We start from the raw sequence: 24,381 nt of genomic DNA, 5'->3' as shown, positions 1-24,381 counted from the left end.
TGTTTGATTAAAACTTAAAGTCATCATCCAAACAGAGTCCTCTTTTTAAACTAATGTTTAAGTAGTTCTGGGTTAATACCTTTAGTGTCTAACAGTTCTTTTAAGCGGTTGATTTCTAACTCAGCTAAAACAACTTGCTTTTTATGTTTTTCATACATCTCTCTATAGTAATTATTCGATTCTTTTAGTTTTTTTAACTGATTATTTGTATTTTCAAAAGAAAGCTTTATATCTTGGTATTGATTAAACCAATAGATAACTTCATTTTGTGTTAGAACTAGTTTTTCACCCAACGAAATTTCATTAACCACCATATGGTTTTTACTTTCTTCATCCTTGAGTTTTCTTTTGTCTTTGATTTCTTTTAGTTTCTGGATAGGCCAATCACGGTTTGTAATTGTATTTCGATGAATACCTGTCATTTTTGATAATTGTGCAATAGTGGCCTTGAGCTTTGGATCTTGCTCGATTTCTAATAGTGCTTTGTTAATACTTAACGTATTCATTTCATAGTCTTCACTATTTTTTTGATCATAAGCTTGATTATTCATAGTTCAACCATTTCACCAAGACTATTTAAAACCATTACAGCTTCGTCAATTGCTGCCTGAATTTGCTCCCTATTATGAGCATATTCTGGTTTATTAAGATTTGCTTTATTTAAGATGTAGACTTCACGCCATTTCGGAGCATGTTTACTGGTGACAATAGCTTGTGAACATCTAGCCGGATTACATCTTAGGCTGCCGATGCAAGGTAAAGTCGTATCGTATTCTTCATTTCTATTACCATAACAAATGCCTTGTCCAACATACACAATAGCCATTCCTTGGTCAGCCATTGCTTCATACACTTCTTCTTCGGTGTAGCCTTCAGCCATATAGCCTTGAAACAACTTTATCAGATTAGTTTTATGCTCAACAGCTCTACCACCATAATATGTACCATTTGGATTGTGAACAGTTTTAACAGCTTCTAATTCAGCAGAGCGTCGCAAGGATTTATTACCTGTTCGGCTTCCATCCTTTGAGAGCATTTCACCAATCTCTCCATAGCCTAACGTAACTGAAGAAGTTGCTCCAAGTGAGGTAAATTTACTCACACTGTCTACGAAGTGCTTTAATTGAAAAGATATTAAAGGTAAACCGACTTCTGCTCTAAATAATTGATAGGTCAGAGTGTGGCGTAGCATATATGGATAAAATTTAATTTGATTAGCTACAGTAGCATCCAAAATTTTCACAATAAAATTATTCATCTGATGGGTAATGCCAGTACTGCCCATCGGTATAGGTGAATTACTAGAGCTCACTGTGTCCATATTTGAGATAAGATAAGGTGATGATTTAATTTTTGCTATATATGATGCTGCTAATATTGCATCTCTAACAATAGGTATAGCTACCCATTTGTCATCAAACAAACCTGTATTAATCTCTTGTTGATGCTTTTTTACAGTACTTTTAATTAGCCAGACTTCATGCTCCTCTACTAAACATGAGCAATCTTGTACTTTTACTTCTGCTAATTCAGATGGCCTCATACCTGTATATTGAGCCACTAAGTACACGCATGAATATGAGACTAGATTGAAGTATTCACGGAGTTTATCTAATTGGTAGTTGCGACTAGTTAGGGCTTTCCTCAATGTTAATCCACATGCTAGGCCATTTTTATTTAACATCCAATCATAGGGCTCGATGATGCTTAAAACGGAACTTGATGAGTACCCTTTATTTCTCAATCGAAGTGCAATATAGGCATTCAAAATTTCATGATTAACTCGTACTTGATTTGCCCAAGAAGAATATTTACTAGAGTATAAAGCTTCTAAAGAATTGATATCCAAGATCTTTGATTTTTGACCTGTCGCATTCAAAAAGTCCACTACGATTAAAGATGCTATTTTGGATAAATTTTCAAATACATTATCGGGTAAAACTTTTTCCTTATTCTTTTTTTCAGTACTTGGAAGTTTCCTCCAATTTAAACTATTTAGTTCAACATAAGCTAGAGGCTTATCAAATACATATTTAACAGCACTAGGGCTACGTAAGTATTCAAAAAATTGATCTAATTCTCTACCTTTTACATATTCGTATTTTTTGGCAGCTTCATGGTAATGCTCGGTATTTACCTCGGAGAGTGTTTTAATCTGTGTTTGAACAAACTCATAACCTAGCTCTTGACTTATTTGTATGAATATTTGATTAATAAATGTTAACCCTTTCTCAAAAATAGGAATCAAAGAATTAACTTTTAGAGTCCCTTTTTTACTATTTTTCCTGCTGTTAAGTTTAGGTCGGAAAATAAGATTGTTAAGTAAAGCAAGTTCTAAGATGATTTTTAGTTCTGTTAGTACAAACTTTGGAATATTTTTGTATTTTAAAAAATTAATGCGCAGTTTTGCGCCTTTTACATTTTGTGCTGCATTAGGATAATCAGAATTAAAATCCCAAACATTATCGGAAAATTTAGATATTTTTGAGACAGATCTTTCCATAAGAGCGTTTATGTATGTAGTGGACTCTATAGATTCTTGTGGATGAAGATCACTATCTAAATTCTTAGCAGTGTTTAGCTCATTCATTATATAGCGGCGATGATTAACAAAACCCGTCAATATACTTATTTTCGCTTCCTTATCCATTACACTACTCCATCAATTGTTATTGTAGATCCAAGATAGTTGGATCTATTTTTTCCAATTTCTAGTTCTTCCTTTGAAAAATCTGAAGTTTCAGGATCTGTAATATAACTTAGGAGTTCTAGGTTTTCTTTGATAATTTTTCCGTAAGGAGTATCCATCACTCGTGAATTTTCTAAAATAGCTAGGTAATCACGCTTCATTGCAAATAGCTCAGGAAGATAATTTGCTGTAATAATGACGTTGTCACAACTTAAGCATTTGTTATATTGCGAGCAGGGCGTTCCAGGAGTATAAGAAGCCATTTTTTTTACAAAGTCAGGTGGATCAAAAATATTTCTGCATGCAGCCAGATTGGTTTTAAATGTTACTCCCAACTCTTCCTCATTTTTGATTTCTATTGTTTTAATTTTTTCTTCGGAGCGACTATTTAAAGTTGATTGATGAATTTCCATCAATTTCTCATTAAGCCTCTTTCTGCTAATGGAATTAAAATCTAAAGAGTCGATATAGCCAATAGTTGTATGCAAGGATGAGTGACCAAGCATCAATTGAATCTCATTTATAGGTACATCAGCTTCAAGCATTTCACTTACGAAACTTGGTCTAAACCTACTTATTGTAAGGATTATAGGTTGGCCATGGTCATTTTTTAATTGATATTTATCAATAAATCTAGCAATACTATGACCTAATGGACTCGCATTTTTTTCGTTAGTTCCAAGTAAAGAACTGATTTGTCCGTGTTTTTTAGTACTATTTGATTGATAAATGAAGAGCCTATCCTTAATCATGCTATCCTCGATATTTTCACGGATGCAACTAGTCATTTGAATTACCTGTTTGAAAATTTCTTTTACAGAGCTAGATTGGCTTTCTGTGAGCCAAGTTATCTTCGCCTTGATAAGATCAAGGTGATACTCTTTATACCCATCGGATCTCTCTTTCCAATATCTTAGGCATGGTCTAGATGTGGCTGGATGGCGAGTTTCAAAATCCTTTATGTCTAGGAATAGTATGGAATCAGTATTTAGACCTGTAACTTGAGCGAGTCTTAGAATATAAGGCACTAATAAATCTATTCCGATCATCGGTGTGACTCCCCATTCTTCATAGACCTCATTCAGACCTTTTTTCGAATCTTTAATAATACTGAGAAATGCCTTTTCAATATGGGTTTTAGCTGTATTGTGATGAACAGGTTTACAATCCAAAAAATTTTCAAACAGCCAACGAGCATTATCTAGGTTTGATAGACCTTTTATTCTATTTCCATGTTGATCCAGAGGATTTATTCCGATACCTGTTTTTTTATAGGGTTCTAAACTTAATTGAGTTTCAGAAATCGCTTTTTCGATAGCCTCTAATATTTGAATTCGTTCATTCTTACTAAAGGGTTTTTTTGTGTCCGTTTGCCTATGGGCATCGAATCCCTGTACATCAAAAAAACTGTATTCTAAATTCTTTACTTTAGTCAGTCTATTAAATGTCATACGTACTGAACTTAAAATAGTATTTGCATGATGGCTTGATATATTGTTTTGTATTATTTTGTCCTCAAGATAACTTCTATATTTGGATAATAGATACTCATCAAAAGTGTCAATAATTCGTAAAGGGCTAGATCCGTATAATTCAGATAGAAATTCTACAAATAGGCCGCATGCATTTGTGTAGTTACTTCGTCCTGAATTAGAAGGTAGGGTTTTCATCTGTGAGGCAAAAAGTTGTTCAATCTGAATAAAAGGCTCTAACTCAGAAGGTTCGATGAAGTCGAGTACACTATTGAGTTTGAGAGTAGCTAATCTGTTGAAACGCTCCTTCATAGTTTCACGAGGTATATCTAGAAGTTTCTTCCTTTCATGATTTCGTTCAGAAACACTTTTATAATTCGTATTTAATAAACCAAGTTTTTCGAGATCTTTGTGAATGAAATCCCAAGCATCTTTGACAATATCAAAACGTAAATCACTTTGAGTAATAGGAGATTGCTTTGTATGCATTTTCCCAAGTGAGATTTTGTTACCAAAAATTGGTAACTGGCTTTTTTCTTTCAAGTTTAGCTTTCTGTACCAATTTAGCAGTTTCCTCCTGCTTTCAACGGCTCCAGCTCCTGAGTTGCCTTTTGGATATACTAAAATTCCTTTTTCAATCATTTTTTGAGTTAATGGATAAGCTAACTCTCTATAATTGTTAGCTGAGCTCTCCGAAATGCCTAGAACGGTTTGAATATGTTCGATTGCTACGTTAAAACCCAAATCTGTATTGGCTTTTGTAACTGGTATATCCCACATGGCGTCTATATCATCAGATATGGTTGATACCCATTGGCTGATAACGGACTTAGCATCTTTAATTGCTCTCTTACGACTTTTAATTGTTTTGAAGTCTGCCGAGATAATTCCTAAGTTATGAAGGTCTTCATGAATGTAATCAATTACTTCTGCGATCCATTCATATTGAGTTGATAAAGATGCCCAAGAACGTTGTTCACTACCTATTGATTTAAAACAAATATTACTCGGATATAAAGCTAAGCGGGGGAGGTTTTTTTTATCATCAAAGCTCAGATTACTATACCAATCGAGTATTCTCTGGCGAATCAAATTCTCTCTGCTTGATGCTTCTTCTACAATAATTTGCATTTCAGCCATCTTTTCTATTAATGGCATTGTAAGGTGTTTTCTATGTCGAGCCTCGCTCAGAGTAATAGGTAGCTCTTTTGATAAAAAATCAGACAGAACATTAACCCCCCAAGGGCTCTTAAAATCATTACTAAGTGGTAACTTTAATAGATGATTTGGGGACTGTAATAGGTTGTCTACCCATATTTTTACTAGGTGATCAGTGGCTTTCCCATTATTTTTCACTTTATATCCTTAATACAGATCTTTAACTGAGTTTTTTCACTTAAACGTTTCATCTTTTCAGCTCTAGTTAAGAGATCACCTTTTTCATCACACATGGAGTTATAGATATCTTGAGGAATACTGGTATATATTTGAGTGGTATTTAGGTGATTATGACCTAAGTTTTTTTGTAAAATCACAAGTCGATCTAAATAGTCACTTCCCAAGTCATTTGATTGTAAAATTGCATAAGCATTACCATGTCTGAGCTTATGTGGGGATATTTGTCTATCAAGACGACCTTGCTTAATAGCACGCTTGCTTAGTCGTTCTAGTAATTTATTGATGGCAGATGGAGTGTAAGGAGTCCCTTGAGCATTTAAAAATGCAGGAGTCTCAGTAGGCGTAGCATATTTTCTTGCATATTTTTTATATAGTGGGGAAGCATGATATTTTTGAATACGCTCAATAGTTGCTGAGCTGATTAACGTCCAACGGTGTTTGATTTCATTTCCACGACCTTTACTACCTTGAACTTCAAGTGGTACGTAATTTAGACAGATTACTTTGTCTGATTCTCGAGATATAAATTTTTGAGAATTAAAATTTACAGCATCCTTAAAGTGTTTGAGCGTAACACGTGGAAGTTCTGACCGACGAAGGCCTGAGTCGTACAAAAATTGAAGTAAAACTCTTTCTCGTTCAGATGAAGTTGATTCAATTAATATGAAAAGATCATCTAGATTACAAGCAATTATACCTGTTCGTTTTGGTGCTTTTGATAGATAGCCTTTCTCGTAAGGATTATCTTGTCTAAGTGGCTTACGACCTTCTGTAGATGAGCATAAGAACTCTATAAAAGCCCGTATAGAGGCATCACGATTTCTAACAGTAGATGAGCTAATATTTTGATCGCGACTTAAAAAAGTCAAATATTCTTGTATTACGTATGAAGGAACAGTAATAAATACATCATCACTTTCATCATCATTATAATCTTGGCGGGTACGGATATATTGCAGGAAGTAAGTTAGATTTTTACCGTAAGTACTTGCGGACTTATATGAAATTTTTTCATGCTTGGAGTAATAGGATAAATACTCAGAAATGAGAGGGAGAACCTTAACGTTATCGTCGAATACAACGACTCCATTAACATTTATTGTTTTATCAATTTTTATGTTCTGAGCATGATGATTTAAACATGACTTAGATAAGTCTAGTTTTATATTTGAACAAACTCTAACATCCATAATGTACGCCAAATTACTGCATAGACTAAGTTATATAACATACTGTGCATAATTTAAACGTTAGTATAAACGTAAAAAAGTAAGAGGTTCTAAGCAGCTAAAACTTCGTACTGTGAATTATTGATTTGGGGGAATAAAAAGAAAACGTCCGCACTGCGCTGGTAAAGCTGGCATGACAGCTTATTGTCCTGAACAAAAAACTGGAACAGGGTATGGCAGGGCGGCAAGGCCACTTTCCCAGCCTCATTGGGATTCCAGCCTGAAACGATCAAACGGCGTGAATTGGGATTAGTTTTAATTTCATTCACAAGCCATTGAATCTGATCAAAACCATTTTGCTGATAGCTACCATCTTCATTCTGGGTTGCGCCAAAGTTACGCCATTGATGCCCATACACAGGACCAAGTTCACCCTCAGGGCGACCAAAACGTGCAGTTTGTTCTGCGGTTGCCCATTCATCCCAAATACTGACTTTATTATCTTTGAGATATTGAACGTTGGTATCACCTTTTAGAAACCATAGTAGTTCAATCACGATCGAGCGGAAGTGTACTTTCTTGGTGGTGAGCAGTGGAAAGCCCTTAGAAAGATCAAAACGCATTTGATGACCAAATACTGAACGTGTACCTGTACCTGTACGATCGCCTTTATCGCCGCCATTGTCGAGGATATGTTGTAAGAGGTTCAGGTATGTTTGCATCTTCACGCCTATCTTTGCTTTTAATCGCGCTGATTTTATCAGAATTTATGTGATAAATATCTTTTCAATTTGGCGACACTGATTGTCGCAGTCTAATTCTTATGCTCTATTCTAATATAGCTGATTGTTTTATATTAGATTCTATAAATAACTATATGGATAATCAGTACAATGAATTTTAAACCAGAAACTTTGCCGAACAGTTTGCAGCCATTCTTAGAAAAAATTTCAGCTACTATTTTGCCAACAGTAACTTTACAGCTCAGTTCAAACGATGCTTTGACTGTATGGCAAAGTAAGATTGGGGGAGAACCTTACTTACCTTTGGATACTGCTTATCCTTTAGATTCTAATGGCAATCCTCTTGCTTTATTGGCCCAGTTTAATTTTGCGGAAATTCCAAGTTTACCTAATTTCCCAGACAAGGGGATTTTGCAGTTCTATATTGCTGCAGATGATTTGTATGGGATGAATTTCGGCGACCAACAGCAGCAATCTGGTTTTAGGGTTTTGTACTTTGATCAAGTGATTGAGGATGCATCACAATTAAAACAGGATTTTTCTGAGTTTGAGTTGAGTGAAGAGGATTATTTACCTTTTACTGGACAATACTCGATTGAATTTACTTTAACCAAGCAGCCAATCAGTTTGAGTGATTTTGCTTTTGCGCCGAAAATCTTAGGGACTGAAGACCTTTATGGTTTTGAAGATCAATTTGAGAGTGGTGATTTTGAAAATGATTTTATTGAACCTTATCATGAACTTTTATCTGCAAGTGGGCACCGTTTAGGCGGTTATCCATTTTTCACCCAAACTGATCCACGTCAATATAATGCAAATATTCAGGATTATATTCTACTATTTCAATTGGATAGCGAAGATGCAGAGAATGAGATTATGTGGGGAGATTCAGGTGTTGGGAATTTCTTTATTCACCCTGAAGACTTAAAGAAGCGAGATTTTTCTAAAGTATTGTATAACTGGGATTGTTACTAAATAAAAAAAGCGGATGATCACTCATCCGCTTTTTTATTTTAAAAACTTATTCACTGATGAAGGTAACTTTGCCATCAGTCAAAGACTCAACACGCGCTAAAGATTCAACACGATAGCCTTTTTCAAGTAATACATCACGACCTGGTTGGAATGACTTTTCAATCACGATACCCACACCAACAACTTCAGCATTTGCTTGGTGAATCAAATCGATTAAACCTAATGCCGCTTGACCATTTGCCAAGAAGTCGTCAATTACAAGCGCTTTATCTGTTGCGTTAAGATGCTTGTTAGAGATCGCGATAGTGCTTTCAGTTTGTTTGGTGAATGAGAACACTTTAGAACGGTAAAGATCATCTTTGAGTGTTAAAGATTGGTATTTACGCGCGAAAATTACTGAAACACCCAGCTCCAAGCCAGTCATGATTGCAGGTGCAATTCCTGAAGCTTCGATCGTAATAATTTTAGTAATGCCTGCATCTTTAAAACGAGCAGCAAACTCTTTACCAATCTGTTGCATTAACACGGGGTCAATTTGATGATTTAAGAAAGCATCAACTTTCAAAACCTGATCAGATAGAACGATACCTTCATTTAAGATTTTCTGTTCTAAAGCGTACACGGGAGAATCCTCTAAACGGATGCTTTTTCAAGCAAAGGCATATTTTAAAAAGCATCTAAAAAATTGCAAGCTAAAATTGACCATATGGTTAGTTGGTTTTACCTGAATAGCCTGTTAATAATAAGCCATAAGAAGATTTCCCATCATTATGTGCCATTTTGACAGGTAGGTAATCAAGTTTTGGTGCTAACCAAAATACCGTATTACGTTCTGGTTTATCGTGTTGCATAACGACTTTAATGGTGCTGAACGTCCCATAATTGGTTTTGATGGTCTCCGTGCCTTGCTTAACAAAACGGCGTTCATCTAAAGCTTTTGCATCAGCAATTAAATATTTGGTTCTAAGTGAATTACTTTTTAAATCCTCACGGATTTGCAATTCAGCATTCAGTTCATCTAACGCACCTGCTTGCCATGGGAATGAGCGGGCGGTGTCATCTTTTTTCGTATTCACAACTTTAGTGTTTGGATTAAAGTTAATACTCATCGTATTACTGTGAATTAAGATTTTGCTGCTGCGGCTAAACTTTTGTGAAGTAATTTTATTATCCACAAAGCTAAATTGACTCGTTTCCGAGGCTGAGGCAATTCCGCCTGCTTTTGCGCTAAACTGATAGGTCCAATTATTTCCTTGTTGCGAAAGTGTACGTGTCGCTGAACCGAGGTTTTTGTTGTTGTAGCTAAATTGATAGCTTGCTTGGAAAGGTGCCATTGCTAGAGCATGGCTAGACATGCTGACACTGAACAGGGCAGCCGACGTAATACTCACTACTTTCAATAATTTCTTTGTCATCACGCTATATATCCTTTGAATGATCATCAATGAGCAATCATTCATTTATCATTAAGATTTATGATTATTATGCCTGTAGATTATGAAGAAAAAATCAGGTTTTTTACTCAATACTTGTTAATTTTTCGTATAAATCATGATGGTATTTGAGTAAGTGGCATAAATCTGAAATTCATACCACCCTATTCAATACGATTATTTTCTAGTGTCTTTTTGCTGAATTGGCGTGACTTCTGTGTCGTCTAATCCTTCTTCATCAAAGTCATCTTCATTTGGCGGATACAAAATGGCAGCCAAATTGACGTTCCCCCAAACAATCAGTTCGGCTGGACGGACTCTGGCGCGGTTTACATGAACTTTGCTCAGCGTTTCAATAATACTCGGTTTCTTTTTAAACCAGCGATTTAAATCTAAATAAAGCAATTCATCTTTGACTGAAACAACTTCAAAATGCTCCAAGATTTTTCCTAGAGGATCTTCATCACGAAATTTTTGGTAATACCAAATCGCAATATAAAATCCCCATTTTTGGAAAATATTCTTAAATGATGCTTCAATCACTTGTGTATTACTAATTTGTTCGAACACCATCAGTTGAACATCTTTATTCATTTCCATTTGAATAAGTTTTAAATCAACGGATAAGGTGGTATGTAGCCCTTTAACATCAATCGTGGAATATAAACGTAGCCATCCATCATATAGATCAGCGTGTAGATCTTGAATAATTCCAACTTTTTCTGTGACATAACGCTCCATTGTCGCATTCACAAATACCTGTGAAAGTGCAAATTCTCTTTCTTCTTCAATGAATTCTTCTGCTTTTTGGTAAACTTTACGTAGACGTTTAACAACGGATGAAATTAGCGTTTGCATAAAAGTTGTTCCAGAAAGTGAATTGATTATAGATTTTTTGATGTTTCTAACCGAACTCAATCATCAACAAATCTGAATGCAATACCACGATCTTTGTATTAGCTAAAAAATAAAAATAAATTTCTGACTTGCAGTGTAGCAAAATTAATTGCTACATTTTCATAAAATGATGGTACGGAAACACTGTGACTATAAGTGGATCACATTTTTTTAATATTTTGAATATTAGTTTGGTTTTATACCGTGATTGCTGTTGGGGATGAGACATATTTTGTCGCTTGAATGCCATGTGGAATAAAAGAAATTTTCGTTCAGTACTGTCCCCTTACTGGTGGCAAGATCCAATTTTTATCGGGGCAGTTGTGTTAGCGATGCTTCTACATGGTGCTGTGCTTGCAATTCAGTTCGCAATGCCATCACCTACAGATACATCAACCAAAGAAATCGCAGTTACGGTTCGTACAAGTCAAGAAAAAGTCAAAGATGCCGACTTCTTGGCGCAATCTGATCAAAAAGGTTCAGGTGACTTTCGTGAAGCACATCGTATGTCGAGTGATATGCCAGCTCCGATGGAAGTAGATGCGACAACAGGAGAGTCTGAGCTCGAAAGTTTAGAGAAAGTCCAGCAAAAACGAGAATTAAAATTTGAAGAAAAAGTGCTCATGACGGTTTTAAGCTGGCAGAAGCAAGTAGAGCAAACTGAACGTAAAAAAACCTTAGATGAGTTACAGAGTCAATTTCAAGCCAAAGCCGCGATGGTTGCGAGTTTGGAAGCACAATATTTACAACGTCAGCAAAATTTTAGTCGTAAACAACGTATTAAAACAGTAGATGGGATTCAGGCAAAACAAGATGCGTCAGCAGCTTATCTTGATAAATTTCGTCAGAAAGTTGAACTATACGGTAATCGTTATTATCCAGATGAAGCGAAACAACAACATTTATCGGGTGAAGTACGTTTAATGGTGATCCTGAATGCACAGGGGGGTATCCGTGCCATTCGTCTCATTGAAGGCTCAGGACATGCAATTCTGGATGAGGCGGCAAAAGCCTCTGTACGCCGTGGTGCACCATTTGGAGCTTTTGATGCCAATATGAAAGATATTTCTGAGCTTAGAATTGTGCGTACCTGGCGTTTTGATCCTGTCGATGCGGAATTTGAAGTACATTAAAAAGGTGTACTATTACTCAAGGTGCACCACGTAACGCAACATTAACCTTGCGTTATCAATTTTAAAAATAAGAATTAAAAAAACGGCTGAATTCAGCCGTTTTGTTATTACATTTGTGGATAAGTTGGTATTTATACACAATCTCTTTTTTGACTGAAATAAGCACGTTCAACTGTACAGATTTCCACACTAAAATCCTGATACCATTTTTCTTTACCCAAACGCTGAGCAACTAAATGTTCGGCATCGCGTTGCCACTGCTTGATATCTTCAAGGCCATGCCAGTAAGACAACGCAATCTCAAAACCATTTTCATTACACGCTTCAAATTTGACACAGTTAAATTGACTCAAGGCTTTATTTCTCAGCTTCTGTGCCATTTCAGATTAAGTTGCATCAAGTTGTTTGATCGTAGCTTTAAAAATAACGATATACATAGTGTCTTAAATTAGCTTTCATCGGCTTGATAAGGATTGGCAATCCCTAGTTTTTTTAAAATCTCAATTTCTAAAGCTTCCATTTCTTCTGCTTCGGCTTCACTGGTTTCGTGATCGTAGCCCAGTAAATGTAAAACGCCATGAACCAATAAATGCGTGAAATGATCAGTTGGTGTTTTTTGCTGTTCTGCGGCTTCTTGTAAAACCACGGGAATACAAATCACCAAGTCACCCAAAGGTTCTGCATCCAGTAAACTCAGCATTTCCTCTGGAATATCACTTGGAAAGGACAGTACATTGGTGGGTTTGTCTTTCTCGCGGTATTGTAGATTCAACTCGTGGCTTTCTGCGAGGTCGACGCAGGCAATACCAATTTCACAGTCCGTATTGAAACCAACATGACGGAGGGTGGTTTCGATATTTTTTTTGATTTGACCACGTTTAAGTGGTAGTTCAGCAGCTTGAAAGTCTTGTTGCAGACTTAAATTGATTTTCAAAATAGATCCTTAAAATCGTCCCCCTGATATGCGATTAAAGTATTGCAATAAAAGGGGGAGTGAGGGGGATTTTTAAATGTGTTGCGCATCTGCCGCAGAATCATTTTCTGCAATCAATGCTTCTTGTCGAGCTTTGCGTTCGGCACGGGCTTCAGCAGACAGGCGTTGCTGTTCACTGTCCCAACCTTCGTAAGCTTCAACAATTTTTTGTACCAGTTGATGACGCACCACATCACGGGAATGGAAACGGGTAATATGAATTTCATGGACATTTTCAAGCACCCGTAAGGCATGAGCCAAACCAGATTGCTGTCCACGAGGTAAGTCCACCTGAGTCACGTCACCTGTAATCACGGCACGCGAACCAAAACCTAAACGGGTGAGGAACATCTTCATCTGTTCAGGGGTAGTGTTCTGTGCCTCATCTAAAATGACAAAGGAATGATTGAGGGTTCGTCCACGCATATAGGCAAGGGGGGCAACCTCAATCACCTGACGTTCGATCAATTTGGCGACTTTTTCAAAGCCTAGCATTTCGTAGAGGGCATCGTAAAGTGGGCGTAAATAAGGGTCAATTTTCTGGGTTAAATCACCTGGCAAGAAACCGAGTTTTTCACCTGCTTCAACCGCAGGACGGACCAATAAGATTCTCTGGATTTCATTGCGTTCCAGCATGTCCACTGCGGCAGCAACCGCGAGATAAGTTTTACCTGTACCCGCAGGGCCAATACCGAAGGAAATATCGCTTTGTAAAATACGTTGTACATAACGCTTTTGATTGGCACCACGTGGATTGATTCGCCCTTTGCGAGTCTGTAACCAGACGCTATCTAAGCCTGTATGTTCTTGTTCGGAATCATCCATGAAATCACGATCTGTCTGTGAACCTTGGATCATCAAATGTAAAACATCGGCACTGATTTGTGAGGAAATTTCTGATTCTTGATAAAGCCGTTGCAATAGTGCTTCGGCTCTTTCAACTGTTTCTATATCACCGTCTAGATAAAAGGCATCGCCCCGGTGAGTAATTTTGACATCTAAACGTTGTTCGATTTGCTTTAAATGCCCGTTGTATGCACCGAGCATTCGTTTTAAATGTTCCATGGAAATTTCAGGGAACGTTACAGTACGTTTAATCGCTGAAGTCAAGAGAAACCCTTTTAGCTCACGTGTAGGAATACCCTTACATTACGCCACGTCAGGTTCAAGATTCAAGAGTTCACCATAAACTAAATTTAAAGTTTTAATTTCAGTGATCTCAATCTCTGCGAAACGTCCAACCCATGTCGCATCACCGATAAATGTAACCAAACGAGTATTGTCTGCTGTGCCAACCAATACATTTGGATCTTTATCAGATACTTTTTCAATTAAGACACGTTCAATTTTACCGAGCATGGCATCAGTTTTATCAATACTTGATTGCTTAATCACTTGCTGAACTTGAGCCAAACGGTCTTTTTTCACCTGTTCTGGGGTATCATCTGGCAGCTCAGATGCAGGCGTACCAGGGCGTTTTGAATAGACAAAACTATACGAATGGTCGAAATCTAAATCTTTAATAAACTGTAATGTTTCCGCAAAGTGTTCATCTGTTTCACCCGGAAAACCAATAATGAAGTCGCTAGATAAATGCATATCTGGACGGACTTTACGTAATTTGGCAATTTTATCAATGTAGACATCAATGGTGTGGTTACGCTTCATGGCTTGCAATACATCGTTTGAACCACTTTGTACTGGCAGATGTAAATGTGAAACCATTTGTGGTAAATCACGATAGCATTGAATTAAATCATCAGAAAATTCAAGCGGATGAGAAGTCGTATAGCGTAAACGTCCAATACCCGGAATTTCTGCAACTAAACGCAGTAGTTCAGGGAAAGTGCAAATTTCACCTTCAAACGTTTCACCACGATAGCCATTCACGTTTTGACCAAGCAAGCTGATTTCACGCACGCCTTTCTCAGCCAGCCCTGCAATTTCTGCCAATACATCATCGAGTGGACGGGAAACCTCTTCGCCACGGGTATAAGGCACCACACAGAATGAGCAATACTTTGAGCAACCTTCCATGATTGAAACGAATGCTTTAAAGCCTTCCACACGTGGCTCAGGCAGAAAGTCGAACTTTTCAATGTCTGGGAAAGAAATATCAACCAGCTTGATTTTTTCTTTCTTTGGCTTTTCAACTTGAGCTTGATGTTGATCCAACATTTGTGGCAAACGATGCAAGGTTTGTGGACCAAATACCATATCGACGTATGGTGCACGTTTTTGAATGTTGTCACCTTCCTGAGAGGCAACACAGCCACCGACACCAATCACCAGATCAGGATTCTGTTCTTTGAGTTTACGCCAACGACCTAAGCCACTGAACACTTTTTCTTGTGCTTTTTCGCGAATTGAGCAGGTGTTCATGAGCAGAATGTCTGCATCATTTGGATTGTCAGTGAGCACATAACCATGTGAATCACCCAATAAGTCTGCCATACGATGACTGTCATACTCATTCATTTGACACCCTTGCGTTTCAATATATAGCTTTTTAATTGAAACATCAGTGGTGTGCGTTGGCTGGGTAACAGTGTTTTCTGAAGCAGCTTTTACAGCACTTGGAATGAATGTTTGAACCGTCATGCAGGCTCCTAAACAAGGTGGATTTAAACAAACCGCGGATTATAGCAGTATTTTTACAAGAACGCAGAGAATAAAAAACTGACAAAAATGGACAGTTTATGAATAAAATTGGATGAATTTTAATGAATATGAATCAGTAAGTTACATAACACAACAATAGTTGGAACTTAGACTTATTACACTATAATGGCGGGCAAAATTGAGCAAACGTATTGATGAAGATGAATAAACATCCCCAATTTATAACAATGGTTAGCAATAAAGTGAATAATAAGAAAAGCTTCCGTCGACTTGTTGCGATGGGAGGCGTGGTGATCTGCTCATCTGTATATGCTCTAGACGAACAATTTAATGATGCTCTACGTGCCGCAAGTTCTGGCAACGTTGCATTGCTCGATCAATATCAATATGAAATGCAAAATGATATATTAGGCTATTACCCTGAGTATTGGAAATTGAATACCAACTTAGGGCTACAACCTGCTTCTTCAATTATCGCTTTTGCGCAACGTTATCCTCAATCAGCGATGGCTGAAAAATTAGCAGCAGATTATGTCGAAGAAAAAGTAAAACAAGCCAGTTTTAATGAAGCAAAACCCGTGCTCAGCTATGTCACTAATCCTGACCAAGAAGAGAGTTGTGCGGTTGCACAAGTCCGTGCCAAAACGGGTGATAGTCTGGTTTTTGCTGAATATAAAGATATTTGGTTAACAATAAGTACACAGCCTGAATCGTGTAATGGTTTAGGGCGACTGATGTTATCTAGTCCTCTGATGACTGCTCAGGATCGTCAACAACGACTTTGGGGACAACTGCGAGCAGGTCAATCTGGTTTAGCGATTGCGACCGCCCAAACTATAGGTCTGGATTTGTCCTTGGCTCAGTTGAATCAGATCCAAGCCAATCCATTGGCATATTTATGGAATGCTCCTAAAGCCAGCGATGCTGATTATGCATATTTAATTTTTGCATTGGGACGTGTCGCAGACAGTGATTTCACCAATGCTTTAGGAAATATTCAGCGTGTTGCACAAGATACTCCTCAATCTGTACAAAAATATTTATATCGTACGATAGGCTATGTGGGGGGGACGACGGTCATGAAGAATGGCTTTAACCGAGAAGTGTTAAATGCCTATGATCAAAGTTATGGTTACCCGTTTAGTCCAGAAGAAGCCGAAATTTATGCACGTCAAGCAATTCGTTTTGGTGCTTGGGAAAGTTTAATTCGTGCAATTGATGCCATGTCAATCACGCAGAAACAAGAAGATCGTTGGCAGTACTGGCTTGCTCGTGCTTCTGAACAGCGCTCAGATGCTGCTTCAAAGCAAGCTGCTCAACAGATTTATCGTAAGCTGGCACAAGCTGGGGATGACTACCATAATTTGCTAGCCAAAGATCGTTTAGGCGAACGTTATAATCATCAGCCTTATAACGAGCAACCAAGTTCACAAGATATTCAACGTTTAAACCAAAATATCCACTTTAAACGTGCATTTGCGTTAAAAAATATTGATGCACCAGCAAATTACATTAATCGCGAATGGAATTGGGCAGTCCGCCAAGCGTATTTGCAGCATGATGATGGTTTACTTTTAGCTGCCGCTAAGCAAGCGTATGATATTGGTTGGTATGACCGAGCAATCTATGCCGCAGACCGTACAACCTCGCGCCATAATGATACTTATCGTTATACAACACCACACCGTAGTAATGTCACGAGTCACAGTTACAATGCTGGTATTGATCCAGCTTGGGCATATGGTTTAATGCGCCAAGAAAGTCGGTTTGTTACATCCGCACGTTCACATGTGGGTGCAGGTGGTTTAATGCAAATTATGCCGAATACTGCAAAGTTAGTTGCACGCCAAATGGGTGAAACTTATAACCCAGCGGCTCTAAGTGAAATGAATATCAATATTCGTTATGGGACATACTATCTGTCAATGATTCAAAGCCAACTGAGTGGCAATGCTGTATTAGCAACAGCAGGTTACAATGCTGGCCCAAATCGTGCAAAACGATGGCAGCCAGATTTTCAAACCATGGCGGCTGATCAATACACAGAAACGATTCCATTGTTGGAAACACGTGATTACGTCAAACATGTGATGACCAATGCGACGCATTATGGTGTTGTGTTAGGGCTAGGCGCGCAATCCTTAGAAAAAAGGATGGGGACAATACCTGTGCGCAGTGAACCTTAAAGAAACAAAGACATTTAATTTGAAACAATGAAGTTTTTATATTTGATGAAATTTATGAATTTATTCAAGGGACGGTTAGTTCGATCATTGCAGATCTTGATCTGTTACTTGGTCATGTCACTTGCTGCGCCGTTACATGCTGCAGAGAACCCTGATATTTCGGGTTATGTGATGCATGTTCAAATGACTCCTGCAGCTTGTTCCTTTGATTCATCAAGACAAAAACAGCGTAAATGTTTAGAAGGTTATTCTCTTACTATCGCAAGCTTATTGCCAGAAGTTCCTTTAAATCGGGATTGTTCCACTAAAACTTCTGCGAAATTATCTCCCTTGCAAGCTAAAGTTGTGGCGCGTGTAATGCCCGATGAAAATGCACGTGTGCAACTCTGGCAAAATGTTGGAGGGTGTATGTCGATGAATGCCAGTCAATATTTTAGAACGATTATTAATTTTGCTGAGCGCTTAAAAGTACCTGCTGATTTAACGAGTCCGAATACCATTGAAGTGCAAAAAGAAAACCTTCGACAACAATTTATGAAATTAAACCCGTCATTACCTCCTACAGGAATTCGCTTTACCTGTCAGTCTTCAAAATTTGATTCCATTTTGACTGAGATTCGGGTGTGTTATCAAAAAAATGGGCAATATAAACAATGTGCAAGTCATATTGTGACGGGATGTCCAAATGAATTTACAATTAAAGGCAGTTATTAAGCTTTTTCTTCATTTAATTTGTATTTTCTATCAGACTTTTGTTGAAATCCATTCCCTTTTACATGCATCTGTGTTTGCTTTAGAGTACAATATTTGCCGTTTATGATAATTCGATTGAACCACTTTAGCGTTCAATTGTGCAAACGCATCTCATTGGAGAATATCACATGAAGCAACCCGTTCGTGTTGCCGTTACAGGCGCTGCAGGTCAAATTGGTTATAGCTTATTATTCCGTATCGCAAGCGGTGAAATGTTAGGTAAAGATCAACCTGTAATTTTACAATTGCTTGAAGTTCCTTTTGAGAAAGCTCAACAAGCGCTTAAAGGCGTAATGATGGAACTTGATGACTGTGCTTTCCCTTTATTGGCAGGCATGATCGGGACTGATGATCCTAAAGTTGCATTTAAAGATGCTGACTATGCTTTATTAGTTGGTTCACGTCCACGTGGTCCAGGTATGGAACGTGCTGACTTATTAAAAGTAAATGGCGAAATCTTTATTGGTCAAGGTCAAGCACTTAACGAAGTTGCTAGCCGTGACGTTAAAGTATTGGTTGTAGGTAACCCTGCAAATACCAATGCATACATCGCTATGAAATCTGCTCCAGATCTTCCAGCGAAAAACTTTACAGCAATGTTACGTCTTGACCACAACCGTGCGTTAACTCAACTTGCTCAAAAAGCGGGTGTTGCAGTTTCTGACATCGAAAATATGACAGTTTGGGGTAACCACTCTCCAACAATGTATGCTGACTACCGTTTTGCTAAAGCAAATGGCGAAAGCTTAAAAGACAAAATCAACGATGCTGCTTGGAACAAAGATGTATTCCTTCCTACAGTTGGTAAACGTGGTGCTGCGATTATCGAAGCGCGTGGTTTGTCTTCAGCTGCTTCAGCTGCGAATGCTGCAATCGATCATATGCGTGATTGGGCATTAGGTACAAATGGTCAATGGGTAACTATGGGTATTCCTTCTGACGGTTCTTATGGTATTCCAGAAGGCGTTATGTTTGGTTTCCCTGTAACAACTGAAAACGGTGAATACAAAATCGTTCAAGGTTTAGAAATCGACGAGTTCAGCCGTGAGCGTATCAACTTCACGTTAAATGAACTTGAAGAAGAACGTGCTGCAATTGCAGACATGTTGAACTAATTTATCAGTTTGATAGATTGAAAAAGCACCTTTCATAAGGTGCTTTTTTCATGCTAACTACACACAAAAAACAACAATAAAATATAGGCATCTTTCTGTATGTTAGCAGTATTACTGTTAAATTATTTCTATGAAGTAACTTGTTTGGGAGAATAACAATGTTTGAACAACAACCAACACTTGAGCTTTTATTTGAGCAGCTTGGACTGGAGGCAGATGATGCCTCAATTGAAAGTTTTATAAAAACCCATCAGCTCAGTGCTGACCAGAAATTACATGAAGCTGAGTTTTGGAGCGTAGGTCAGCGAGATTTTCTAAAAAGTCATTGGGACAAAGATGATGAATGGGCCATTGTGATTGATGAACTGAATCAACAGTTGCATGTAGACAGTACCAAATAATGATTCAGTAAAAATAAAGCTCACATCAGTGAGCTTTATTGCGTAATAGGGTGCTAAACCATTCTTCTTTGCGGACTTCACCAAAAGCAGGATGAAGCTGCAATAACTCTAAATCATGTTCTAAGCAAGATACGTATTTCGTTAGCCAATGCCGTGTTAATGCTGGTTCTTGCTTCGCAGCTGAAGCGTAAGCCAAGAAGAAATAAATCTCTAAGTGTTCTGTATATGCCAAAGGTTTAAGAATTTGCTGTGTAATTAAAGCAAAACGCTGCTCTTTGGTTATCTCAAAGTAAATCATATACGCTTTGGCTAAACATAAAGACAAATTCAAATACAAACTTAATGGCATTTCATCATATTCAATACGTGCTTGTTCAAGTAGTATGATTGCTTCCTGTAAGAAGTGTAATTGTTCCTGACGTACATGGCTGAGTACGACTAGCTGTAAACGCAGATCAGCACGCTCTAAAGCAAGTTCAGGACTATTGTTCTCTAAAAAGAGCTGGTCAGTTTCACCAATTCGTGCAATGACTTGTTTCGTCTCATTCGACATGTATTGATCCATAATCATCAGTTATGCTTAGCTATATAAGGCTGTTTTCATGAATTTAAAGGGCTTAGCCCTGATTCCAGATTGAGCCTCCACTGCGTAACCATGCAGTAATGGATAAACGTTGTTGTTTCGATAATAGAACTTCGTGTAATAAATCACTCTGGAAAATTGCAAGACGATTGGGTAGGGGCTGGATGATATGCCATTGACCATTTTTATCCTGCAAACGTAATTGACCGCCCCAATCTTCCTGCCAATCTTTATGTAGATAAAAAACGGTTGAAATCATGCGGTCATTTTTCTGTTGAGGATTATCACGATGTAAAGCATAAAATTCACCTGCGTTATAGCAGGCAAAATGTGCTTCTACTTCTTTAATCCCAAGGTAAAACGCCTGATTTAACGCTTGTGAGAACTCTTCTAAAGCTTGGATATGCTGTTGGGCAATCGGTAACTGACCATCAATCCATAGAATATGGTCACTACGGATATGACTGACAACGCCGTTTTGTACTCCTGCTGCTCTGAATTCAGCAAGATGGGTGCTGCATTCTTGTACTAGTGATTCCACATATTCAGCCGAGTAGACATCATCAATTAGAGCAAAACCAAATTCATTTAAATCATCTAAAATTTGATTTAAGTTCCATGAACTTGTGAAAGAGGTTTGTTGCATAGAACTCCAGTTCATTAGTAAGTTGATTACAGTGCAATTTTAGATGATCACATCAACGCTAAAGAATACTTTTTTCTTTCATGTTAAACTATCCTTTGAATTGAGGAATAATTGTCAACATGAATTACCGTCACCATTTCCATGCGGGTAACTTTGCCGATGTTATGAAGCATGTACTTTTGCTTCAACTGCTCGCTCGTTTAAATGCTAAAGATAAACCTTATCGATATATCGATACCCATGGTGGTGCAGGTAAATATGATTTATCTACGTCTGAAGCACAAAAATCAGGTGAGTTTTTAACGGGTATCCATCGATTGGTCAAGCTTGATGATTCGATTAAACGTAATGCACCTGAAGGCATAAAACAATATCTTAAAATTGTTGAAGATATGCGTGCAGGTTCAGGTAAAGGCGCTTATCCAGGTTCACCTTGGTTTGCGCTTGAAGGCATGCGTGATATTGATAAAGCAACTATATTTGAAATGCAGCGTGATGTGTTTCAACAATTGTATTTTAATATCCGCGATAAACGTGCGGGCTTACATGAGCGTGATTTTTATGAAGGTCTGATGGGTGTCATTCCACCTAAAGAAAAACGCGGATTGGTCATGATTGACCCACCTTACGAAATTGAGCGTAAAGACTTCCCACAATTGGTTGAAATTCTCCAAGCCGCACATAAAAAATGGCCAACAGGTGTGTTTGCAGTTTGGTATCCAATCAAAGATCGCGCCATGATTGAACGTTTTGAAAAGAAAATGTTCAAAACAGGAATTCGTCGCCAATTAATTTGTGAAATTTGTGTTTGGCCTGATGACACGCCAGTTGGCTTGAATGGATGCGGTTTACTCGTGATTAACCCCCCTTGGAAATTCTCTGAAGATGCAGACCAAGCCTTACAATGGCTATTCCCGCATTTACGTATGAGTGAAAATGGTGGTCATGCCGCTGTGCGTTGGTTGGTGGGTGAATAACCCATCTCGCCACTAAAGAAGTCAAAATATTCTCGAGGAATTGAAAATAATGACAAATTCTCTTAAACCTGATGCTGATTTAAATGAAGAAGACCATTCTTTTGATGGCATCACCTTTGAAGTAGAAGAAGAAGAACAAACGCATGAAGGGCAAAAAGTAAAACGCCGTGGTATTTATTTATGGCCTAATCTTATTACCACGGCAGCGTTGCTTTCTGGTTTTTACTCCATTATTGCGAGTATGAATGGCAACTTTAATCAGGCGATTTACGCAATCTTTTTAGCTGCATTGCTTGATGGATTAGATGGTCGAGTTGCACGCGCAATCGGTGCGCAAAGTGCATTTGGTGAGCAGTATGATTCACTTTCTGACTTATTGGCTTTTGGTGTTGCACCAGCGATTCTGATGTATAGCTGGAGTTTACATGACCTTGGACGTATCGGTTTAGCTTGTTGTTTTATTTATACCGCGTGTGCTGCATTTCGTTTAGCACGTTTTAATGTGCAAATTGGTGTGGTGGATAAGCGTTACTTTATTGGAATTGCGAGCCCATTAGCTGCTGTTACTGTGATTTCAGTGGTGTGGGTCGGTCGTGATTTCCCATTTGTTTTTGATTTAAAAGATATTGTGATTCAAGTAATCAACTCTGTTGTGATGGTTGGTGTTGGTTTACTTATGATTTCAAATATCAAATACTATTCATTTAAACAAATGGATCGTAAACGTGTACCTTTTGTTGTGATGTTGCCTGTGGTCTTGATTTTTGCGGCAATCACGTACAACATTCCAGTAGGGATCTTGATTGTATGCATTCTTTATGTACTTTCAGGCTTTGTAACGACTTTATTTGCAAAAAAGAATGAAGCAAAAATAATAACTTAGAAAAGAGAGGTTCAGTATGCCAATATTGATCAATAACAATCAATTAAAGCGGCTGAACCTCAATAAGTCAGAAGCTTTAACATTCTATCCGCCAAAAGGCTTATTTAAAATTGTTTATCAAGCTTTAATTCTGCCGAATTTACCTGAGCCCTTTTATTACTTAAATTTTATTAGTCTAATCGGTCAACCTCGCATTCCGATTTTTTATAACGCCAGTGCTATTACTACGACGGCAATTGATACTGCGACCGTTTTGGTCAGTAGTAGTGCCTCAACTGTTGGACATCTCAAAAGTTATAGTGCCAAAGAGCAGTGTCAATTGGAGCAAGACCGTTATCAGTTTTTAGATGTAGATCAAATCCAAGTTGATTTCCCAAATTATTATTTTAAGCGTGATGATGATGAGCTCGGTTGTCAACTCCAAGTGAATATTGACTCTGAAATAGAAAATTATTCAGCTTTACAATGGGGAGTTGGCGATTATTGGTATGTGCGTTGCCAATGTGAAGGGGAAATCACCTATAAAAAACAAAAGTATCAAATTGAAGCGCAGGGTATTTTAAAACATGCTAGAGCCATGTATTTGCCTTTTATAGCCTTTCATTTTTTTACCTATCAAATCATTCAGATTAATGCAGATTTGCAAATTATTTTGTCCGAACTCAGAAACCAGTGGAATAGTATTATTTTTTCTCGGATTGAAATTCAGTCGAATGAACAGCAATCTCGACTTTATGATGATCAAGTCATTTTTGATGTCAGCCGTGTTTATCCAAAAGTACAAACACCAAATGGACGAGATATGTATTTACCACGAGAATTTAGTTGGCAATATTCAGAAAAGGATGTTGTTGTCTTTCAACTAACAGCACAAAGTCGAGGTGATTATAAATTTGGTTTGGCAGCAGGTTATGTGGGCAGCTTTCACTATCAACTCTTATGGGACAATGGGAGTTATGAGGGCACGGGATACTGTGAATATATCGATTGCAGACCTTTACACTGGCAAGAAAAAAATAAAACTGAGCAAATAATCGACCAAATCGCACATTTTCAGCCTTATTTGTGTAAAAAATAATCGGTTGGTGCGATAAGTGAAATAAATTTGAATAAATCCCTTGCACCTGCCCTGAAATGGTGTAGAATGCACATCCATCGGCGGTGATGCAGATAAAAACTTGTTGAGAAACAAGGATTTGGCTAGATTAGTTAGGTTCTTGGGTTGATTGGTAGGTTTTAAAAATATCGAAATTACCTGTTGACTTTAATTTAGATTAGAGTAACATAGCCGACCTAGCTTGATGATGACGAATCATCGAGAAGATCATTAAGA

22 protein-coding genes and 1 pseudogene are annotated in these 24,381 nt (G+C 37.8%); 9 read left to right on the top strand and 14 right to left on the bottom strand.

Annotated elements, in window-relative coordinates:
- Positions 1 to 50: 50 nt before the first annotated feature.
- The 5 genes and pseudogenes from HYG88_RS13055 to thyA all read right to left on the bottom strand — a co-directional run.
- Positions 51 to 551, bottom strand: a complete 501-nt coding sequence (locus HYG88_RS13055) for a hypothetical protein (protein WP_069120387.1) — start codon at positions 549 to 551, stop codon at positions 51 to 53.
- A complete protein-coding gene (locus HYG88_RS13050; protein WP_178883238.1) occupies positions 548 to 2,650 on the bottom strand; it encodes a site-specific integrase in 2,103 nt (700 codons plus the stop codon). Before HYG88_RS13050 ends, HYG88_RS13055 begins: the two co-directional genes overlap by 4 nt.
- Complete coding sequence (locus HYG88_RS13045) at positions 2,650 to 5,517, bottom strand: site-specific integrase (protein ID WP_178883237.1); 2,868 nt, start codon at positions 5,515 to 5,517, stop codon at positions 2,650 to 2,652. Before HYG88_RS13045 ends, HYG88_RS13050 begins: the two co-directional genes overlap by 1 nt.
- A complete protein-coding gene (locus HYG88_RS13040; protein ID WP_004668611.1) occupies positions 5,514 to 6,749 on the bottom strand; it encodes a tyrosine-type recombinase/integrase in 1,236 nt (411 codons plus the stop codon). Before HYG88_RS13040 ends, HYG88_RS13045 begins: the two co-directional genes overlap by 4 nt.
- 98 nt (positions 6,750 to 6,847) lie before the next feature.
- Positions 6,848 to 7,450, bottom strand: a pseudogene (gene thyA / locus HYG88_RS13035) (thymidylate synthase); the annotation flags it as partial.
- Between the two features lie 171 nt (positions 7,451 to 7,621).
- Between thyA and HYG88_RS13030 the strand changes: the two are divergent.
- Complete coding sequence (locus tag HYG88_RS13030; protein ID WP_178883236.1) at positions 7,622 to 8,446, top strand: YwqG family protein; 825 nt, start codon at positions 7,622 to 7,624, stop codon at positions 8,444 to 8,446.
- 46 nt (positions 8,447 to 8,492) lie between these two features.
- On the opposite strand, the gene HYG88_RS13025 is transcribed toward HYG88_RS13030, so the two are convergent.
- The 3 genes from HYG88_RS13025 to HYG88_RS13015 form a co-directional block, all read right to left on the bottom strand.
- Positions 8,493 to 9,068 (bottom strand): xanthine phosphoribosyltransferase, encoded by a 576-nt coding sequence (locus tag HYG88_RS13025; protein ID WP_178883235.1) that lies wholly within the window; start codon positions 9,066 to 9,068, stop codon positions 8,493 to 8,495.
- An 88-nt stretch (positions 9,069 to 9,156) separates the two neighbouring features.
- The gene (locus HYG88_RS13020) at positions 9,157 to 9,861 is read right to left on the bottom strand and encodes a DUF3108 domain-containing protein (protein WP_005162415.1); all 705 of its coding nucleotides are present in this window, start codon (positions 9,859 to 9,861) and stop codon (positions 9,157 to 9,159) included.
- 195 nt (positions 9,862 to 10,056) lie between these two features.
- Positions 10,057 to 10,737 (bottom strand): hypothetical protein, encoded by a 681-nt coding sequence (locus HYG88_RS13015; protein ID WP_004658922.1) that lies wholly within the window; start codon positions 10,735 to 10,737, stop codon positions 10,057 to 10,059.
- A gap of 287 nt (positions 10,738 to 11,024) precedes the next feature.
- Between HYG88_RS13015 and HYG88_RS13010 the strand changes: the two genes are divergently transcribed.
- Positions 11,025 to 11,909 (top strand): energy transducer TonB, encoded by an 885-nt coding sequence (locus HYG88_RS13010; protein ID WP_178883234.1) that lies wholly within the window; start codon positions 11,025 to 11,027, stop codon positions 11,907 to 11,909.
- 131 nt (positions 11,910 to 12,040) lie between these two features.
- On the opposite strand, the gene HYG88_RS13005 is transcribed toward HYG88_RS13010, so the two are convergent.
- The 4 genes from HYG88_RS13005 to miaB form a co-directional block, all read right to left on the bottom strand.
- Positions 12,041 to 12,289 carry an antibiotic biosynthesis monooxygenase gene (locus tag HYG88_RS13005; RefSeq protein ID WP_178883233.1) on the bottom strand — a complete coding sequence of 83 codons (249 nt, stop codon included), beginning with the start codon at positions 12,287 to 12,289 and terminating at the stop codon, positions 12,041 to 12,043.
- 68 nt (positions 12,290 to 12,357) lie between these two features.
- On the bottom strand, positions 12,358 to 12,843 hold the full coding sequence (ybeY, locus tag HYG88_RS13000; protein ID WP_178883232.1) for an rRNA maturation RNase YbeY: 486 nt from the start codon (positions 12,841 to 12,843) through the stop codon (positions 12,358 to 12,360).
- Between the two features lie 72 nt (positions 12,844 to 12,915).
- Positions 12,916 to 13,992 (bottom strand): PhoH family protein, encoded by a 1,077-nt coding sequence (locus HYG88_RS12995; protein ID WP_178883231.1) that lies wholly within the window; start codon positions 13,990 to 13,992, stop codon positions 12,916 to 12,918.
- 39 nt (positions 13,993 to 14,031) lie between these two features.
- On the bottom strand, positions 14,032 to 15,483 hold the full coding sequence (gene miaB, locus HYG88_RS12990; RefSeq protein ID WP_178883230.1) for a tRNA (N6-isopentenyl adenosine(37)-C2)-methylthiotransferase MiaB: 1,452 nt from the start codon (positions 15,481 to 15,483) through the stop codon (positions 14,032 to 14,034).
- Positions 15,484 to 15,782: 299 nt separating this feature from the next.
- Here miaB and HYG88_RS12985 point away from each other — a divergent pair, with 299 nt between their 5' ends.
- The 4 genes from HYG88_RS12985 (at position 15,783) to HYG88_RS12970 (ending at position 19,959) form a co-directional block, all read left to right on the top strand.
- Positions 15,783 to 17,690: a transglycosylase SLT domain-containing protein gene (locus HYG88_RS12985; RefSeq protein WP_372616681.1), complete on the top strand. Its 1,908-nt coding sequence runs from the start codon at positions 15,783 to 15,785 to the stop codon at positions 17,688 to 17,690.
- 27 nt (positions 17,691 to 17,717) lie between these two features.
- Entirely contained in the window at positions 17,718 to 18,404 is a 687-nt protein-coding gene (locus HYG88_RS12980) for a ribonuclease I (protein ID WP_372616680.1), read from the top strand.
- 167 nt (positions 18,405 to 18,571) lie between these two features.
- On the top strand, positions 18,572 to 19,558 hold the full coding sequence (locus HYG88_RS12975) for a malate dehydrogenase (RefSeq protein ID WP_005162390.1): 987 nt from the start codon (positions 18,572 to 18,574) through the stop codon (positions 19,556 to 19,558).
- A 158-nt stretch (positions 19,559 to 19,716) separates the two neighbouring features.
- Entirely contained in the window at positions 19,717 to 19,959 is a 243-nt protein-coding gene (locus tag HYG88_RS12970; protein ID WP_178883229.1) for a DUF2789 family protein, read from the top strand.
- Positions 19,960 to 19,984: 25 nt separating this feature from the next.
- Here the strand turns inward: HYG88_RS12970 and HYG88_RS12965 are convergent, their stop codons facing one another.
- Positions 19,985 to 20,512, bottom strand: a complete 528-nt coding sequence (locus HYG88_RS12965) for a hypothetical protein (RefSeq protein WP_005162378.1) — start codon at positions 20,510 to 20,512, stop codon at positions 19,985 to 19,987.
- Positions 20,513 to 20,576: 64 nt separating this feature from the next.
- Positions 20,577 to 21,188: a 2OG-Fe(II) oxygenase gene (locus HYG88_RS12960; RefSeq protein WP_005162377.1), complete on the bottom strand. Its 612-nt coding sequence runs from the start codon at positions 21,186 to 21,188 to the stop codon at positions 20,577 to 20,579.
- A 119-nt stretch (positions 21,189 to 21,307) separates the two neighbouring features.
- Here HYG88_RS12960 and HYG88_RS12955 point away from each other — a divergent pair, with 119 nt between their 5' ends.
- The 3 genes from HYG88_RS12955 to HYG88_RS12945 are packed head-to-tail and all read left to right on the top strand — an operon-like array spanning position 21,308 to position 24,126.
- On the top strand, positions 21,308 to 22,165 hold the full coding sequence (locus tag HYG88_RS12955; protein WP_004658904.1) for a 23S rRNA (adenine(2030)-N(6))-methyltransferase RlmJ: 858 nt from the start codon (positions 21,308 to 21,310) through the stop codon (positions 22,163 to 22,165).
- A 49-nt stretch (positions 22,166 to 22,214) separates the two neighbouring features.
- Complete coding sequence (gene pssA / locus HYG88_RS12950) at positions 22,215 to 23,048, top strand: CDP-diacylglycerol--serine O-phosphatidyltransferase (RefSeq protein WP_005162376.1); 834 nt, start codon at positions 22,215 to 22,217, stop codon at positions 23,046 to 23,048.
- A 16-nt stretch (positions 23,049 to 23,064) separates the two neighbouring features.
- The gene (locus tag HYG88_RS12945) at positions 23,065 to 24,126 is read left to right on the top strand and encodes a DUF6670 family protein (RefSeq protein ID WP_005162375.1); all 1,062 of its coding nucleotides are present in this window, start codon (positions 23,065 to 23,067) and stop codon (positions 24,124 to 24,126) included.
- Positions 24,127 to 24,381 lie beyond the last annotated feature (255 nt).

Source organism: Acinetobacter sp. SwsAc4 (assembly GCF_013391535.1).
Lineage (GTDB): Bacteria > Pseudomonadota > Gammaproteobacteria > Pseudomonadales > Moraxellaceae > Acinetobacter.
Note: the sequence above shows the minus strand (reverse complement) of the source record. Positions and strands in the feature narration are given on the sequence as shown.